Genomic DNA, 15,856 nt, shown 5'->3' with positions numbered 1-15,856 from the left:
ACGCGGTCAGGCAGGCAGGTGCCGCGCCGCCTCTTTCCGGGCGAAGGGTTTCATCCTTTCGCCATGGGCGGCAAGAAAGTCCCGCGTCGCCTGCGGGTCGTGCTTCGACAGGTCGCGCAGCCACCAGGCCACGGCCTTCTGGATGAACCAGTCGCGGTCGGGGACGTACCCGGCCGCCCAGCCGAGGATGCGCGCGCGCCGGGCGGCGTCCTCGGGGCGCAGGTTGTTCAGCCGAGCCCAGGGCAGGGTCATGACCAGCGCGGCGCGGCGTGACCACATATGCGGCGAGACGGTCCAGCCCTCCACCTCGTCCAGCCGCGACGGATCGGCCACCAGCCGCCGCGCCCCGGCGTCCGAGGCTTGGTCGGCGATGGCCCAGCCGTCGAACTCTGGCACCCACGATGCGATCAGGGTCCACACGCCCTCGTCCGGCCGGATGCGCGCCTGCACCAGCAGCTTCGCCGCCGCGACTCGGGTTTCGTGGATGTCCATGCGCCATAGGGCATCGGCCAGGGCGACACGCTCCTCCACCGCCAGGCCCTCGCGCCAGCCGGTCGCCAGCTCGGTGATCCGCGGCACCCGGAGGCCCAGCACCTCGCGCGGGGATTTCAGATAGGCGGCCTCTTGCACGGCGCGGACCGGATCGGCCTCGGCCCGCAATGCGGCCAGCGCGGCTTCGGGGGTGATCATTCCACCGTCACCGACTTCGCCAGGTTGCGCGGCTGGTCGACGTCGGTGCCCTTGGCGATGGCGGTGTGATAGGCAAGAAGCTGCGCCGGGACCGCATAGAGGATCGGTGCCCAGAGCGGATCGACCGATGGCAGGGTCAGCGTCTTCCAGGTGCCCTGTCCAGCGGCCGCGATCCCGGCGGCATCGGAGAGAAGCAGCACCTTGCCATGCCGCGCCATCACCTCCTGCATGTTCGACACGGTCTTGTCGAACAATGGGTCCTTCGGCGCCAGCACGATCACCGGCACGTCGGCGTCGATGAGGGCGATGGGGCCGTGCTTCAGTTCACCCGATGCATAACCTTCGGCGTGGATGTAACTGATTTCCTTCAGCTTCAGCGCCCCTTCCAGCGCCAGCGGAAACATCGGGCCCCGCCCCAGGAACAGGATGTCCTGCGCCCTGCCCAGATCCTCGGCAACCCGCGCGATCGGGTCGGACAGCGACAGGGCAGCGTTCATCAGCCCCGGCACGGCGCGCAAGCCGTCGAGCCGCTTGGCCAGCGTCGCGGCGTCGATCTTGCCGCGGTCCTGCGCCGCCTTCAGCGCCATCAGCGCCAGCACGGTCAGCTGGCAGGTGAAGGCCTTGGTCGAGGCGACGCCCACCTCCACCCCCGCGAGGATCGGCAGGGCAAGGTCGCTTTCCCGCGCGATGGAGGAGGTCGGCACGTTGACCACCGAGACGACCCTGGCCACCTTGCCCGAGGCATGGCGCAGCGCTGCCAGTGTATCCGCCGTCTCGCCCGACTGGCTGACGAAGATCGCCATCGAAGCGGGCGAGAGGACCGGGTCGCGATAGCGGAACTCGGACGCGATATCGATGTCGGCGGGCAGGCCGGCGATCTGCTCGAACCAGTATTTCGCGACGTGGCAGGCATAGGAGGCGGTACCGCAGGCGACGAGGGTTACGCGCGCGATGCCCTTGAAATCAATGCCTTTCGGCAGCTGCAACCCGCCTTCGGGCGTGGCGTAGTGCTTCAGCGCATCGGCGATGACCACCGGCTGTTCGGCAATCTCCTTGGCCATGAAATGCTTGTAGCCGGCCTTCTCGATCCGGGTGGCGTCCAGCTGGATGCGCGTCTCGGCCCGGTTGGCGCGTCGGTTCTGCGCGTCGTAGATCTCGGCCCCGGCGCGGGTCACGACGACCCAGTCGCCCTCTTCCAGGTAAGTGATCCGGTCGGTCATCGGGGCCAAAGCGATGGCGTCCGAGCCCACGAACATCTCTCCCTCGCCCCAGCCGATGGCCAGAGGGCTGCCCTTGCGGGCGGCGATCATCAGGTCGTCCTGGCCGTCGAACAGGAAACACAGCGCGAAGGCGCCGTGCAGGCGGGAAAGCGTGTCTTTTGCCGCGTCGACTGGCGAGGCACCGCGATCCATCGCGCGGTTCACAAGGAGGACGACGGTTTCGGTATCGGTCTCGGATTCCTGCGTGTAGCCGTCGGCGGCTAGGTCGGCGCGCAGCTCGCGGAAATTCTCGATGATGCCGTTGTGGACGACCGCGACCCCGCCCGCACGATGGGGATGCGCGTTCTTGACCGTCGCCGCCCCATGCGTCGCCCAGCGGGTGTGACCGATTCCGGCCTTTCCGGCCAACGGGTTGTGCACCAGAAGGTCCGAAAGATTGACGAGCTTGCCGACCGCCCGGCGCCGATCCAGCTTGCCGCCGTTGACCGTCGCAATCCCGGCGCTGTCATAGCCGCGGTACTCCAGCCGCTTGAGCGCCTCGACCAACAGCGGTGCAGCCTCGTGATTGCCCAAGACCCCTACAATACCGCACATTCTTAAAGCCCTTTCGCCTTGGAAGCCTTAATTGCTTTCAACTTATCGAACATTCTGGTCGCAAGGCCCGGCTTCGTTACCTGCCGTGCGCGGCCAATGGCGACGGCTTCCGCCGGCACATCTTCGGTGATGACCGACCCGGAGGCCGTCATCGCCCCGTCGCCAACCGTGACCGGCGCGACCAGCATTGTGTCCGAGCCGATGAAGGCGCGCTTCCCGATCACGGTGCGGTGCTTCATCACGCCGTCGTAGTTGCAGGTCACGGTGCCAGCGCCGATGTTGGTATGCTCGCCGACATGGGCATCGCCGAGATAGGTTAGGTGGCCCACCTTCACGCCTTCGTCGAGGATGGCGTTCTTGATCTCGACGAAGTTGCCGACATGCACATCCTCGGCCAGCTCGGCGCCGGGGCGCAGGCGGGCGAAGGGGCCGACGGTCGCGCCGCGACTGACGTGGCAGCCTTCGAGGTGGCAGAAGCCCTTGATCTCGGCGCCGGATTCCACGGTGACGCCGGGGCCGAAGAGCACGTTCGGGCCGATGATCGCGTCGCGGCCAACGCAGGTGTCCAGCGCGAAGAACACGGTTTCGGGGGCGGTCAGGGTGACGCCGTTCTCCAGCGCGTCCAGGCGGGCGCGGGACTGGAAGGCGGCCTCGGCCTCGGCCAGTTGCGCCCTCGTGTTGACGCCCAGCGTCTCGGCCTCGTCGCAGAGGACGACCCCGGCGGAGAGTCCCCGTTTGCGGGCCAGTTCCACGATGTCGGTCAGGTAGTACTCGCCTGCGGCGTTGTCGTTCCTGACCTCGGCGATGAGGGAGAAGAGCGTCCTCGCCTCGGCGCAGACGACGCCGGAGTTGCAGAGGGTCAGGCTGCGTTCCTGGGGCGTCGCGTCCTTGTACTCGCGGATCGCCAGAAGCTCGTCGCCCTGGGTCAGCAGGCGGCCATAGCGGCCGGGGTCCCTGGCGTGGAAGCCGAGGATGACGACGGCGTGTCTGGCGCGGGCGTCGAGCATCGCGCGGAGCGTCTCCTCGCGGATGAGGGGAGTGTCGGCGTAGAGGACGATGGCCTCGCCGGGTTCTTCGGCAAGGAGGGGTGCGGCCTGGGCGACGGCGTGGGCGGTGCCAAGCTGCGGGTCCTGGACGACGGTTTGCACGGCCTCGCTGAAGGCAGTCGCCGCAGCCGCGACAGCCTCGCCGCCATGGCCGGTGACAGTGACGATGCGCGAGGGTTCGAGGCTGTGGGCCGTGGTGAGCGCGTGGTGGAGAAGCGGCGCGGCGGCGACCTGGTGCAGGACCTTGGGCAGGTCGGAATTCATCCGCGTGCCCTGACCGGCTGCCAGAACGATGACTGAAACCTGCATTCTGCCCCTTCCTTTATCGTTGCGCCCGTTTTACCCCCCTTGGACCGGGTGGCAAGGGGGCGGGGCCTCACGCCACGTTACAGGAATGCCAAGAATGCGCTGTGTAGTCTTCGATCTGGACGGAACTTTGGCGGACACCTCGGCGGACCTTCTGGCGGCGGCGAATGCCTCGCTCCCCCGCGCGGTGCTGGGGCCGGGCGATGCGCTGACGGCGTTCCATGGCGGGCGGGCGATGCTGCGGCTGGGCTTCTCGCGCCTGCGGATGGACTGGTCGGAGGCGGATGTCGATGCAAGCTATCCAGTGCTGCTGGAGGCCTACCGGGGGGGCATCGCCACCCACACGCGGCTCTATCCCGGGGCGATGGAGGCGGTGGAGGCGCTGCGGGGGCAGGGTTTCGCGGTCTCGGTCTGCACGAACAAGCCGGAGGGGCTGGCGGAGCTGCTGCTGACGGCGCTGGGGGTGCGGGGGGTCTTCGGGGCGCTGGTGGGGGCGGACACGTTTCCGGTCAGGAAGCCGGACCCGACCCCCTACCGGGCGGCGGTGGAGCGGGCGGGGGGGGCGGTCGGGCGGTCGATGCTGGTGGGGGACACCGAGACCGACGCGAAGACGGGGGTGGCGGCGGGGGTGCCGGTCGTGCTGGTCACGTTCGGGCCGGAGGGGGCGGGGGTGAGCCGGTTCAATCCGGCTGCACTTCTGGATCGGTTCGAGGACCTGCCGGGGCTGGCGGAGCGGTTGCTGCGGTAGCTGTCCACGGTGGACAGAATTTTCGAGGCAATGAAATCAAGGCCTTGGTCGCGGACATTTACCGCTTTTTAGGAATTGGCGGGCTGCGCGGAGGTCGGCCGTTTCGATCTTTTCCGACGGTGGCCCCTCACCCCCGGCCCCTCCCCACGAGGGGGAGGGGAGGCGTTTGGCGCTGATGTCGTGCAGGTGTGGCCGATCTTGCGCCTGGTGCCGCTGTTGTGCGCCTCCGGCGGGGATATTTGGACCAGTATGAAAGCAATGGCGCTGGGGTGCATGACACCCGAGGGAGATGCCTCCCGCTGGGATATTTGGGCAAAGATGAAAGGCGCGGGTCCTTTCCGCCAGAGGGTGTGGAGCGCTAGGGTGAGCCAGACGAAGGCGGCGAGCGCGGGTCGCCTCGACCCCGGCGGTCAGGAGTTTCGGGGTGCGCGACGATCCGGGCGGAGATACCTGGTGCGGTGCGACTGGTGCGAAGTACGTCAGGGTCATCGGCCCTGCGAGGGTATCGGCGGGGTCGCCACAGGTTTGACACTTGCCGACCCCGCCCATAGGGTCGCCGCCATGAGCCAGATCGCCGATACCACAGCCGACGCCCCCTCGCCGCCGGTCAGCCGCCATGCGGTGACGTTCGTGCTGATCACCGTGTTCCTGGACATGGTGGGCTTCGGGCTGATCATGCCGGTGCTGCCGAAGCTGATCGAGGGCGTGGGCCATGTGACCATCGACCGGGCGGCGATCATCGGCGGCTGGATGTTCGCGGCCTTCAGCCTGGCGCAGTTCTTCTTTGCACCGCTGATGGGCAACCTGTCCGACCGCTATGGCCGCAGGCCGCTTCTGCTGCTGGCAATCTTTGGGTTGGGGATGGATTTCATCCTGATGGCGCTGGCGCCGACACTGGGATGGCTGTTCGCCGGGCGGATCATCGCCGGGGTCTGCGGGGCGAGCTGGATCATCGCATCGGCCTATATCGCCGACGTGACCGCGCCGGACGACCGGGCCCGCGCCTTCGGCTACATGGGGGCGGCCTTTGGCGTCGGCTTCGTCATCGGCCCGGCCATCGGCGGCCTGCTGGGCGAGCTGGGGCCGCGCGTCCCGTTCTGGGTGGCGGCGGGGATTTCGCTGGTCAACTTCGCCTACGGCTGGTTCGTGCTGCCCGAGTCGCTGGCCCCCGGCAACCGGCGGCGGTTCGAGCTGGCACGCGCCAATCCCTTCGGGGCCTTCCGGGTCTTTGCTACCTATCGCGGTGTGTTGCCGATGGTGCTGGTGCTGGGGCTCTATTTCTTCGCGACCTCGGTCTATCCGGCGATCTGGACCTTCTGGGGCATTGCCAAGTTCGGCTGGTCCGAGGCGATGGTGGGTGTGACGCTGGCGGTCTTCGGGCTGGTGGCGGGGGCCTTCCAGGGCTTCCTGACCGGGCCGGCGACGGAACGGTTCGGCGAATGGCGGCTGGCGCTGATCGGGCTGGTCTGCTCGATGCTGGTGGTGCTGGGCTATGGCTTCGTCTGGTCGGTGGTGGGTGTTTTCGCGCTGATGCTGCTGCACGGGCCGGAGGGGTTCGTGCATCCCTTGCTGACGGCGATCCTGACCAAGCGGGTGCCCGAGGATGCGCAGGGCGAATTGCAGGGCGGGATTTCGGCGGTAACGAACGTGGCGATGCTGTTCGGGACGGTGTTCTTCGCCTTCATCTTCGGGCATTTCTGGGCCGAGGACCGCGCCTGGCGGTCGACCGACGTGGCGTTCTGGGTTGCCGCGGGATTCCTTCTGGTGACGATCGGCCTGTTCCTGGCGCTGAAGAGGCACGAGAAGGCATGAGCGAGCGATTTTCGGGCAGTTTCACGCAGCAGGAGCCGATCCCGGAGGCGGGGATCGACGCGGCGCTTGCGGTGCTGCGGCACGGGCGGTTGCACCGCTACAACACGGTTGCCGGGGAAGTGGCCGAGACGGCGCTTCTGGAAGAGGAATTCGCGGGTTATGTCGGGGCGAGATACTGCCTCGCGCTGGCCTCGGGCGGGGCGGCGATGGCCTGCGCCTTGCGCGCGCTTCAGGTGAAGCCGGGCGATCCGGTGCTGTCGAATGCCTTCACGCTGGCGCCAGTGCCGGGGGCGATTGCGTCCCTCGGGGCACGGCCGGTCTTCGTCGAGGTGACGGAGGACCTGACCATCGACCTGGCCCATCTGGAGGCGCAGGCGCTGGCGTCGGGGGCAAGAGTGCTGCTTCTGTCGCACATGCGGGGCCATGTCGGGGACATGGAGGCGCTGATGGCCCTCTGTGACCGTCTGGGGCTGCGGGTGATCGAGGATTGCGCACATACGATGGGGGGGCGGTGGAAGGGTGTTGCCTCGGGGCGGCACGGGGCGATCGGCTGCTATTCGACGCAGACCTACAAGCACATGAACTCGGGCGAGGGCGGGCTTCTGGTGACGGATGACGCCGAGCTGGCGGCGCGGGCGGTGCTTCTGTCGGGGTCCTACATGCTGTACGCGCGCCACCGGGCGGCTCCGGGGCCGGAGGTGTTCGAGGCCTTGAAGCTGGAGGTGCCGAACGTGTCCAGCCGGATGGACAACCTGCGGGCGGCGATCCTGCGGCCGCAGATCGCGATGCTGGATGACCGCCGGGCGCGGTGGCGGCGGCTCTACCAGGGGATGGAGCGGGGGTTGGCTGGTGTGCCGGGGGTGAGGCTCATCCCGCGGCCGCAGCATGAGGATTATGTCGGCTCGTCCTTCCAGTTCCTGCTGCCGGGGTGGGAGCCTGCGCGGGTGGCCCGTTTCATCGCAGGGGCGGCGGCGCGGGGGGTGGAGTTGAAGTGGTTTGGCGCGGCGGACCCGCAGGGGTTCACCAGCCGCTATGCGCATTGGCAGTATGCCGCGCCCGAAGTGTTGCCCCAGACCGACCGGGTGCTGGCGGGGCTGATCGACATGCGGCTGCCGCTGACCTTTGTCCCCGAGGATGTGGCGCAGATCGCCCGGATCATCGGCGAGGAGGTTCGCATCGCGGCGGCGGCCACGGCGCTGGAGCCGGTTGCCGCTGTCTCGGCGGACTGATGGGCTGGCTGTTCCGCCCGGCGCGACCGGCGGGCCTTGTCACCCGGCTGGTGCGGCGGCTGGTCGATCCGCGCTTCTATCTGAAGGCTGTGATCGGGCTGGCCGTGGCCGGGCTGGTGCTGGTGCCGACGATTGCCGACCTGGTGAACGCGGCGATGAAGACGGTGGCCAGCGACCAGGGCGAGTGCCGGGTCATCCGGGTGGTGGACGGGGACACCGTCTCGCTGATCTGCCCGGAGGACGGGATGCAGAGCGCGCGGCTGCTGGGCTTCGACACGCCGGAGAAATACGCGCCGAAGTGCCTGTCGGAGTTCCTGGCGGCGGAGCGGGCGTCCTGGCACCTGCGGGCGCTGATCCAGGGGGCGGACCTGATGCAGCTGACCCATCAGGGGACGGACCAGTATGGCCGGGCCCTGGTGCAGCTGGAGATCGACGGGGTGGACGTGGCCCGACTGATGATCCGGGGCGGATACGGGCGGGCCTATGGCGGGGGGCTGCGGGGAACGTGGTGCAGCTGAGCCGTCACTTACGGATAGGGCGAGGTGCCGCCGAGGCTGGCGTTGGTGTGACGGATCAGCGCATCGCAGAGACAGGCGGCGTCGGTACAGGCGTCTCGGCTGGCGAGGAAGTCGTCGTCGCGGGGCGGGTTGGTCTGGTCGACCTCCTGGCCGGTGGCGTTTTCTAGGGCGTAGACCCAGGCGAGGTCGTCGAGGCGGCCCATCCGCCAGAGGTCCTCATGCCGGGTGCCGGTGGCGTTGCACATCAGGATATGGGCCGGGTTGGTGGGCGCGTCGCAGCCGATGTCGGAAAGGACAAGGCCGTAGGAGGGTTCCAGCTCGGCGATGCGGGCCTCGACGGCAGCGATGTCGATCTCGCAGGTTTGGGCGGTGGCCGCGGTGGCGAGGGCGAGGGTGAGCGGCAGGGCGAGGCGCATGGGGCGATCCTTTCGTGGCTTGCGGGCAGGAAAGGCCGGTTGTGGCGGAGGGTCAAGGTAAGGGGAACCGGCCCTGCGATTTCCTGAGTGAAACACTTTGTTTTCAGGAATTTCAGCGCGCGCAAAGCCCTGATTTTGCCCCGCCTTCGGTTGACCCCGGAAAGGCCGCAGAGTAAAGCCGGAAGGCAACCGGGCGGTGACGCCCGCCTGCACGCGCGCCGCCAGCACCAGGGAGCCCTTCGTGGACCTGCTTCTCAGAGAATATCTTCCCATCCTCATCCTTCTGGCCATTGCCGTGGGTCTTGGCCTGGTCCTGATCCTGGCCGCCGCGGTGCTGGCCGTCAGGAACCCCGACCCAGAAAAGGTGTCGGCCTATGAATGCGGCTTCAACGCCTTCGACGACGCGCGGATGAAGTTCGACGTTCGCTTCTACCTGGTGTCGATCCTTTTCATCATCTTCGACCTGGAAGTGGCGTTCCTGTTCCCCTGGGCGGTGGCCTTCGGCGACATCTCGATGCCGGCCTTCTGGTCGATGATGCTGTTCCTGGCCGTCCTGACGGTCGGCTTTGCCTATGAATGGAAGAAGGGGGCTCTGGAATGGGAGTGACCTCGGGAAAGACGCCGATCGACGGCACGTCTGGCGGGATCGAGACCATCGGGATGCCGGGTGGCCAGCCGCCGGGGTTTCAGACCGGGCTGAACACGGCAGGCGCGGACCATGAGGTTGCGGTCCAGGCGCTGAACCGCGAACTGTCAGACAAGGGGTTCATCCTCACCTCCACGGAAGACATCATCAACTGGGCCCGCATCGGGTCCTTGCACTGGATGACCTTCGGGCTGGCCTGCTGCGCGGTCGAGATGATGCACACCAGCATGCCGCGCTATGACCTGGAACGCTTCGGGACGGCGCCGCGCGCCTCGCCCCGGCAGTCGGACCTGATGATCGTCGCGGGCACGCTGACCAACAAGATGGCCCCGGCGCTGCGCAAGGTCTACGACCAGATGCCCGAGCCGCGCTATGTGATCTCCATGGGCTCCTGCGCCAATGGCGGCGGCTACTATCACTACAGCTATTCGGTGGTGCGGGGCTGTGACCGGATCGTTCCGGTCGACATCTACGTTCCCGGCTGCCCGCCCACGGCCGAGGCGCTGCTCTACGGCATTCTCCAGTTGCAGCGGAAAATCCGCCGCACCGGCACTTTGGTGAGGTAATCCCATGTCCGAAGCTTTGCAGGAACTGGCCGGGATCATCGCGCTGAAGCAGGCGGACGCAGTCGTTTCGTCGACCGTCGCATTTGGCGAGCTGACGCTGGTCGCGAACCTTGCCCATCTGGAGGCCCTGATCGAATCCTTGCGCGACGATGCCTCGTGCCGGTTCTCGACCCTGGTCGACATTACCGCCGTGGACCACCCCGAGCGCGCCCAGCGGTTCGACCTGGTCTACCACTTCCTGTCGATGTACCGGAACCAGCGCATCCGCGTGAAGGTTGCGGTGCGCGAGGACGAGATGGTGCCGTCGCTGATCGCCATCCATCCCAGCGCCAACTGGTTTGAACGCGAAGTGTTCGACATGTTCGGCATCCTGTTCAGCGGCCACCCCGACCTGCGGCGCATCCTGACCGACTACGGTTTCCGCGGTTATCCGCTGCGCAAGGACTTTCCGACCACGGGCTATACCGAGGTCCGCTATGACGAGGCGCTGAAGCGCGTGGTCTACGAGCCGGTCAAGCTGGTGCAGGAATACCGGCAGTTCGATTTCATGTCTCCCTGGGAGGGTGCGGAATACATCCTTCCGGGTGATCAGAAGGCGGGTGCAAAATGATGGACGGCGACATCCGCGTGAACACCTATGACGACGGCTCGAAGGATTTCGAGACCGGCGAACAGCGCATCCGCAACTTCAACATCAACTTCGGGCCGCAGCACCCGGCGGCGCATGGCGTCTTGCGGCTGGTGCTGGAGCTGGACGGCGAGATCGTCGAACGCTGCGATCCGCATATCGGCCTGCTGCATCGCGGCACCGAGAAGCTGATGGAGAGCCGGACCTACCTCCAGAACCTGCCCTATTTCGACCGCCTCGACTATGTCGCGCCGATGAACCAGGAACATGCCTGGTGCCTGGCGATCGAACGGCTGACCGGGACGGTGGTGCCGCGTCGTGCCAGCCTGATCCGCGTGCTGTTCAGCGAGATCGGGCGGGTGCTGAACCATCTTCTGAACGTGACCACTCAAGCCATGGACGTGGGTGCGCTGACGCCTCCGCTCTGGGGCTTCGAGGAACGCGAGAAGCTGATGGTCTTCTATGAGCGCGCCAGCGGGGCGCGGCTGCACGCGGCCTATTTCCGCCCCGGTGGCGTGCATCAGGACCTGACGCCAAGCCTGATCGACGACATCGATGCCTGGGCTGCGGCCTTCCCGAAGGTGCTGGACGATATCGACGGGCTTCTGACGGAAAACCGCATCTTCAAGCAGCGCAATGCCGACATCGGCGTCGTCAGCGAGAAGGACATCCAGGACTGGGGCTATTCCGGCGTGATGGTGCGCGGGTCGGGCCTGGCCTGGGACCTGCGCCGCGCGCAGCCCTATGAATGCTACGACGAGTTCGAGTTCAAGATCCCGGTCGGCAAGAACGGCGACTGCTATGACCGCTATCTCTGCCGGATGGCCGAGATGCGGGAATCGACCAGCATCATCCGGCAGGCCGTGGCCAAGCTGAAGGCGCCGGAGGGGCAGGGCGACGTGCTGGCGCGCGGCAAGCTGTCGCCGCCAAAGCGGGCGGAGATGAAGACCTCGATGGAGGCGCTGATCCACCACTTCAAGCTTTACACCGAGGGCTTCCACGTTCCCGCCGGTGAGGTCTATGCCGCCGTCGAGGCGCCGAAGGGCGAGTTCGGGGTCTATCTGGTGGCCGACGGCACCAACAAGCCCTACCGGGCGAAGATCCGGGCGCCGGGCTACCTGCATTTGCAGTCGATGGACTACATCTGCAAGGGCCACCAACTGGCGGACGTGTCCGCCATCATCGGCACGATGGACGTGGTGTTCGGGGAGATCGACAGATGAGGATGGCGCTGGCACTTGCGGCTGGTGTCTGGGCCCCGGCGGCGATGGCGGAAGTCGTTCCGAGCGATGCCGATGTCGCAGCGCTTGTCGCGGCTCTTGAAAGCCGGGGCTGTCTGGTTGTCGACTACAACGACCCGGCGATCCTTGAGGAAAGCAAGCTGGATTCCGATGTGGCAAATGCCATCATCGCGAAGATGGTCGAGAGTGGCGAGATCAGTTTCGTCGAAGACGGGATGCAACTGAAGACGCCAAATTGCGTGGCCGACAGCGCCGCCGAGGCACCCGACGCAGCGCCAGAGCCAGTCCCGTCGGGTGGTCCGGATCAGGCGGCGTTCGTGGCCTTGATGGAAGCGCACGACTGCAAGCTGTCCTATGACGAAGCCGGACCGGTGCTGGAAGCCGCGGGCTTCACGCCCGAGAACGCCAATCCGATGATGGAAGCCATGGCCGCCGATGGCCAGCTTGAACTTGGACAGATCGAGATGACGCTCAAATCCGGGAACTGCAAGTAATGCTTCGCCGCCTCTACAAAGACCAGCCCGCCTCTTTCGCCTTCACCCCGGCGAATGAAGCCTGGGCCAAGGGCCAGATTTCCAAGTATCCGGCGGGTCGTCAGGCCAGTGCCATCATCCCGCTTCTGTGGCGCGCGCAGGAGCAGGAGGGCTGGCTTTCGCGGCCCGCCATCGAGCATGTCGCGGACATGCTGGGGATGGCCTATATCCGGGCGCTGGAAGTGGCGACCTTCTACTTCATGTTCCAGTTGCAGCCGGTGGGGTCGGTCGCGCATATCCAGATCTGCGGCACGACCAGCTGCATGATCTGCGGGGCCGAGGATCTGGTGGCGGTGGCCAAGGAGCTGATCGCCTCCGCCCCGCATACCCTCAGCGCGGACGGCAAGTTCAGCTGGGAAGAGGTCGAGTGCATGGGGGCCTGCGCGAACGCTCCCATGGCGCAGATCGGCAAGGACTATTACGAGGACCTGACGGGTGCCAAGCTGCGCGAGCTGATCGGGCGCTTTGCCAAGGGCGAGGTGCCGGTGCCGGGGCCGCAGAACGGGCGCTATGCGGCGGAGCCGATCGGGGGGCTGACCAGCCTGAAGGAATTTGAATCGGGCCGGAAGCAGTACAATGCGTCCGCGCAGCTGGCGGTGGACATCAAGGACACGGTCAAGCGGATCGACGGGACGGAAGTGCCGCTGACGACCCCCTGGCTGGGTGTGGCGGCGCCGGTCAGGCCCGCGCGGGGCAAGCCGGTCGAGCCGAAGCCCGGCGCCGGGGTGCCGGCGGATGCGACGGGCGCCACGGTGCAGGAGGCGAAGGCGTCCTCGAAGGGCAAGCCGAAGACGGATGGCAATGCGCCGAACGCGACGCCGCTGGCCACGCCGGAGGCGAAGGCCCCGGCGGGTGCGGGCAAGAAGCCCAAGGCGCTGAAGGCGGCCCGGAAAGGCAAGGCGGACGATCTGAAGCTGATCCTCGGCATCGGGCCGAAGCTGGAAATCCTGTGCAACAGCCTGGGCTTCTTCCATTTCGACCAGATCGCGGACTGGACCCCGGCGGAAATCGCCTGGGTCGACGAGAACCTGGAGGGTTTCAAGGGCCGCGTGACCCGCGACAAATGGGTGGTGCAGGCGAAGATCCTGGCGGCAGGCGGCACGGTCGCCGAGGCGGAAGCGGCAGCGAAGGCTTAGGGAACAGAGGGCGGAACGGCATAGGCTGGTGGTAAACGGGGAGTAACGCGGTATGCGCAGAGACGAATATGACACGACAATCGGTACGGGCGGCTGGGTTCTGGTGGGCCTCGCCGGTGTTGTGATGTTTGCCGTCCTGCGTTGGCTGATGCACTATCATCTGTTCCCCTCCCTGGTCTTTGCCCTGGCCGTCGCGCTGATCGTGCTGTTGCTGCTGCATCGGGTTGCCGCCGCCGTGACCCGCTATGAGGACGAGTCCGAGGCGAGCCGGGTGCGCCGGATCGTGCCGGCCTCGGCCGATACCGGGATGCGGGTCGGCGGGACGGAAGGCGCCTCGGGCGCGGTTGCGGTTCCGGTGCGCCCCGAGCCGGTGAAGCCGCAACGCCCGTCCTCGGTCGTGACGCCGCTGGCACGGGTCGAGCCTGCACCGATCCTGCCGCCGCAGCCGGTGCCGGAGCCGAAACCCGCGCCCGCGGTGGCGGAGTCCGTTCCAGCTGCCGCGGTGATGGCGCCGGTCGTCGAGATGAAGGCGGCGAAACCCCAGGCCAGGGCGGCAGCAAAGCCGAAGGCAGAGGCCAAGCCGAAGGCCGGAGCCAAGCCGAAGGCCGAGAAGGCCGCGGTGGCGGCGAAGGCGGAGCCGAAGCCCAAGGCGGAGCCGAAGCCGAAGGCCGCGAAGCCCAAGGCTGAAAAGGCGGCGAAGCCTGCGGGCCTCGTCCGGCTGAAGGCGCCGCGCAAGGGCCGCGCGGACGACCTGAAGGAGATCGAGGGCATCGGCCCGGCACTGGAGAAGACGGTCAACGGGCTGGGCTTCTTCCATTTCGACCAGATCGCCGCCTGGAGCGAGGCCGATGTCGCGCTGGTCGACGCCGAGTTGAAGACCTTCAAGGGCCGCATCACCCGCGACAAATGGGTGGAGCAGGCAAGGATCATCGTGACCGACGGGCTTGAGGCGTTCCGCGAACGTGCCAAGACCAACGACTACTGAGGCCCATGGTGCAGAGCCGTCCCGACCAGAACGACCTTGAACGCGCCCGGCAAGTGCGGCGGGTGGCTGTCGTGCTGGCGGCGACGATGGTCCTGTGGATGGGGGCCCAGTGGCTGGGCGGACAATTGGGGTTGGAGACGCGCTTCGTGTTCCTCTTCGACCTTGCTGCCATCGCGGCCTTCGTCTGGGCCATGCTGGTGACGTATCAGATCTGGCGCGGACGCCGGGGTTAGGAAGACCGAGATGCTCAAGGATCAGGACCGCATTTTCACCAACCTCTACGGGATGCATGACCGCAGCCTGAAGGGCGCGATGAAGCGTGGGCAATGGAACGGCACCGCCGACATCATCAAGCGCGGGCGCGACACGATCATCGAGCAGGTCAAGGCGAGCGGTTTGCGCGGGCGGGGCGGCGCGGGCTTTCCGACCGGTCTCAAGTGGTCGTTCATGCCGAAACAGTCGGATGGCCGCCCGTCCTATCTGGTGATCAACGCCGACGAGTCGGAGCCGGGCACCTGCAAGGACCGCGAGATCATGCGGCACGACCCCCACACGCTGATCGAGGGGGCGCTGATCGCCAGCTTCGCGATGGGGGCGAACACCTGCTACATCTACATCCGGGGCGAATACATCCGCGAGCGCGAGGCGCTGCAGGCCGCGATCGACGAATGCTACGACGCCGGGCTTCTGGGCAAGAACGCCGCCAAGTCGGGCTGGGACTTCGACCTCTACCTGCACCACGGGGCAGGGGCCTATATCTGCGGCGAGGAGACAGCACTCCTGGAAAGCCTTGAGGGCAAGAAGGGGATGCCCCGTATGAAGCCGCCGTTCCCGGCGGGCTCCGGCTTGTATGGTTGCCCGACCACGGTGAACAACGTGGAATCGATTGCGGTGGTGCCGACGATCCTGCGCCGGGGGGCGGACTGGTTCGCCTCGTTCGGACGCCCGAACAACACCGGGACCAAGCTTTTCGGCATCTCGGGCCATGTCATGCAGCCCTGCGTCGTGGAAGAGGCGATGTCGATCCCGCTGAAAGAGCTCTTGGACCGCCATTGCGGCGGGGTGCGGGGCGGCTGGAAGAACATCAAGGCGGTGATCCCCGGCGGGTCGTCCGTACCGCTCCTCACCCAGGCGCAATGCGACGACGCGATCATGGACTTCGACTGGCTGCGCGAGCAGCGCTCGGGCCTTGGCACGGCGGCGGTGATCGTGATGGACAAGTCGACCGACGTGATCAAGGCGATCTGGCGGCTGTCGAAGTTCTACAAGCACGAGTCCTGCGGCCAGTGCACCCCCTGCCGCGAGGGCACCGGCTGGATGATGCGGGTCATGGACCGGCTGGTCCGGGGCGAGGCGGAGGTCGAGGAGATCGACATGCTGCTGTCTGTGACGAAGCAGGTCGAGGGCCACACGATCTGCGCGCTCGGCGATGCGGCGGCCTGGCCGATCCAGGGCCTGATCCGCGCCTTCCGCGACGAGATCGAGGACCGGATCAAGGCCAAGCGCACCGGGCGCATGGGCGCCATGGCGGCGGAGTGATGC

17 protein-coding genes are annotated in these 15,856 nt (G+C 67.0%); 13 read left to right on the top strand and 4 right to left on the bottom strand.

Annotated elements, in window-relative coordinates:
• Positions 1 to 6: 6 nt before the first annotated feature.
• Genes JNL31_RS17955 through glmU form a run of 3 tightly spaced genes read right to left on the bottom strand, consistent with a single transcriptional unit; the run spans position 7 to position 3,859 of the window.
• A complete protein-coding gene (locus tag JNL31_RS17955; RefSeq protein WP_294976743.1) occupies positions 7 to 687 on the bottom strand; it encodes a DNA alkylation repair protein in 681 nt (226 codons plus the stop codon).
• The gene (glmS, locus tag JNL31_RS17950; RefSeq protein ID WP_294976323.1) at positions 687 to 2,504 is read right to left on the bottom strand and encodes a glutamine--fructose-6-phosphate transaminase (isomerizing); all 1,818 of its coding nucleotides are present in this window, start codon (positions 2,502 to 2,504) and stop codon (positions 687 to 689) included. Before glmS ends, JNL31_RS17955 begins: the two co-directional genes overlap by 1 nt.
• A gap of 2 nt (positions 2,505 to 2,506) precedes the next feature.
• Positions 2,507 to 3,859 carry a bifunctional UDP-N-acetylglucosamine diphosphorylase/glucosamine-1-phosphate N-acetyltransferase GlmU gene (gene glmU / locus JNL31_RS17945; protein ID WP_294976321.1) on the bottom strand — a complete coding sequence of 451 codons (1,353 nt, stop codon included), beginning with the start codon at positions 3,857 to 3,859 and terminating at the stop codon, positions 2,507 to 2,509.
• A 94-nt stretch (positions 3,860 to 3,953) separates the two neighbouring features.
• Between glmU and JNL31_RS17940 the strand changes: the two genes are divergently transcribed.
• The 4 genes from JNL31_RS17940 (at position 3,954) to JNL31_RS17925 (ending at position 8,163) form a co-directional block, all read left to right on the top strand.
• Entirely contained in the window at positions 3,954 to 4,604 is a 651-nt protein-coding gene (locus JNL31_RS17940) for an HAD-IA family hydrolase (protein WP_294976318.1), read from the top strand.
• Positions 4,605 to 5,165: 561 nt separating this feature from the next.
• Positions 5,166 to 6,416: a TCR/Tet family MFS transporter gene (locus JNL31_RS17935; protein ID WP_294976316.1), complete on the top strand. Its 1,251-nt coding sequence runs from the start codon at positions 5,166 to 5,168 to the stop codon at positions 6,414 to 6,416.
• Positions 6,413 to 7,645, top strand: coding sequence for an aminotransferase class I/II-fold pyridoxal phosphate-dependent enzyme (locus tag JNL31_RS17930; RefSeq protein WP_294976313.1), 1,233 nt, complete (start codon positions 6,413 to 6,415; stop codon positions 7,643 to 7,645). The genes JNL31_RS17935 and JNL31_RS17930 overlap by 4 nt, the downstream gene beginning before the upstream one ends.
• The gene (locus JNL31_RS17925) at positions 7,645 to 8,163 is read left to right on the top strand and encodes a thermonuclease family protein (RefSeq protein WP_294976310.1); all 519 of its coding nucleotides are present in this window, start codon (positions 7,645 to 7,647) and stop codon (positions 8,161 to 8,163) included. Before JNL31_RS17930 ends, JNL31_RS17925 begins: the two co-directional genes overlap by 1 nt.
• 8 nt (positions 8,164 to 8,171) lie before the next feature.
• Here the strand turns inward: JNL31_RS17925 and JNL31_RS17920 are convergent, their stop codons facing one another.
• Positions 8,172 to 8,579: a hypothetical protein gene (locus JNL31_RS17920; RefSeq protein WP_294976307.1), complete on the bottom strand. Its 408-nt coding sequence runs from the start codon at positions 8,577 to 8,579 to the stop codon at positions 8,172 to 8,174.
• Between the two features lie 241 nt (positions 8,580 to 8,820).
• Here JNL31_RS17920 and JNL31_RS17915 point away from each other — a divergent pair, with 241 nt between their 5' ends.
• Genes JNL31_RS17915 through nuoF form a run of 9 tightly spaced genes read left to right on the top strand, consistent with a single transcriptional unit; the run spans position 8,821 to position 15,853 of the window.
• The gene (locus JNL31_RS17915; protein ID WP_294976305.1) at positions 8,821 to 9,186 is read left to right on the top strand and encodes an NADH-quinone oxidoreductase subunit A; all 366 of its coding nucleotides are present in this window, start codon (positions 8,821 to 8,823) and stop codon (positions 9,184 to 9,186) included.
• A 53-nt stretch (positions 9,187 to 9,239) separates the two neighbouring features.
• Entirely contained in the window at positions 9,240 to 9,791 is a 552-nt protein-coding gene (locus JNL31_RS17910) for an NADH-quinone oxidoreductase subunit B family protein (RefSeq protein WP_294976740.1), read from the top strand.
• A 4-nt stretch (positions 9,792 to 9,795) separates the two neighbouring features.
• Positions 9,796 to 10,401, top strand: a complete 606-nt coding sequence (locus JNL31_RS17905) for an NADH-quinone oxidoreductase subunit C (protein ID WP_294976302.1) — start codon at positions 9,796 to 9,798, stop codon at positions 10,399 to 10,401.
• Positions 10,398 to 11,642: an NADH-quinone oxidoreductase subunit D gene (locus JNL31_RS17900; RefSeq protein WP_294976299.1), complete on the top strand. Its 1,245-nt coding sequence runs from the start codon at positions 10,398 to 10,400 to the stop codon at positions 11,640 to 11,642. The genes JNL31_RS17905 and JNL31_RS17900 overlap by 4 nt, the downstream gene beginning before the upstream one ends.
• Positions 11,639 to 12,154: a hypothetical protein gene (locus JNL31_RS17895; RefSeq protein WP_294976296.1), complete on the top strand. Its 516-nt coding sequence runs from the start codon at positions 11,639 to 11,641 to the stop codon at positions 12,152 to 12,154. The genes JNL31_RS17900 and JNL31_RS17895 overlap by 4 nt, the downstream gene beginning before the upstream one ends.
• The gene (locus JNL31_RS17890; protein WP_294976294.1) at positions 12,154 to 13,329 is read left to right on the top strand and encodes an NADH-quinone oxidoreductase subunit E; all 1,176 of its coding nucleotides are present in this window, start codon (positions 12,154 to 12,156) and stop codon (positions 13,327 to 13,329) included. Before JNL31_RS17895 ends, JNL31_RS17890 begins: the two co-directional genes overlap by 1 nt.
• A gap of 52 nt (positions 13,330 to 13,381) precedes the next feature.
• Complete coding sequence (locus tag JNL31_RS17885) at positions 13,382 to 14,314, top strand: hypothetical protein (protein ID WP_294976291.1); 933 nt, start codon at positions 13,382 to 13,384, stop codon at positions 14,312 to 14,314.
• A gap of 5 nt (positions 14,315 to 14,319) precedes the next feature.
• The gene (locus JNL31_RS17880; protein ID WP_294976289.1) at positions 14,320 to 14,547 is read left to right on the top strand and encodes a DUF5337 domain-containing protein; all 228 of its coding nucleotides are present in this window, start codon (positions 14,320 to 14,322) and stop codon (positions 14,545 to 14,547) included.
• A gap of 10 nt (positions 14,548 to 14,557) precedes the next feature.
• Complete coding sequence (gene nuoF, locus JNL31_RS17875) at positions 14,558 to 15,853, top strand: NADH-quinone oxidoreductase subunit NuoF (RefSeq protein WP_294976285.1); 1,296 nt, start codon at positions 14,558 to 14,560, stop codon at positions 15,851 to 15,853.
• Positions 15,854 to 15,856 lie beyond the last annotated feature (3 nt).

This window comes from Tabrizicola sp., assembly GCF_016792905.1.
Lineage (GTDB): Bacteria > Pseudomonadota > Alphaproteobacteria > Rhodobacterales > Rhodobacteraceae > Tabrizicola.
The sequence above is the reverse complement of the archived record's forward strand: the minus strand, read 5'-3'. Positions and strand labels throughout refer to the sequence as shown.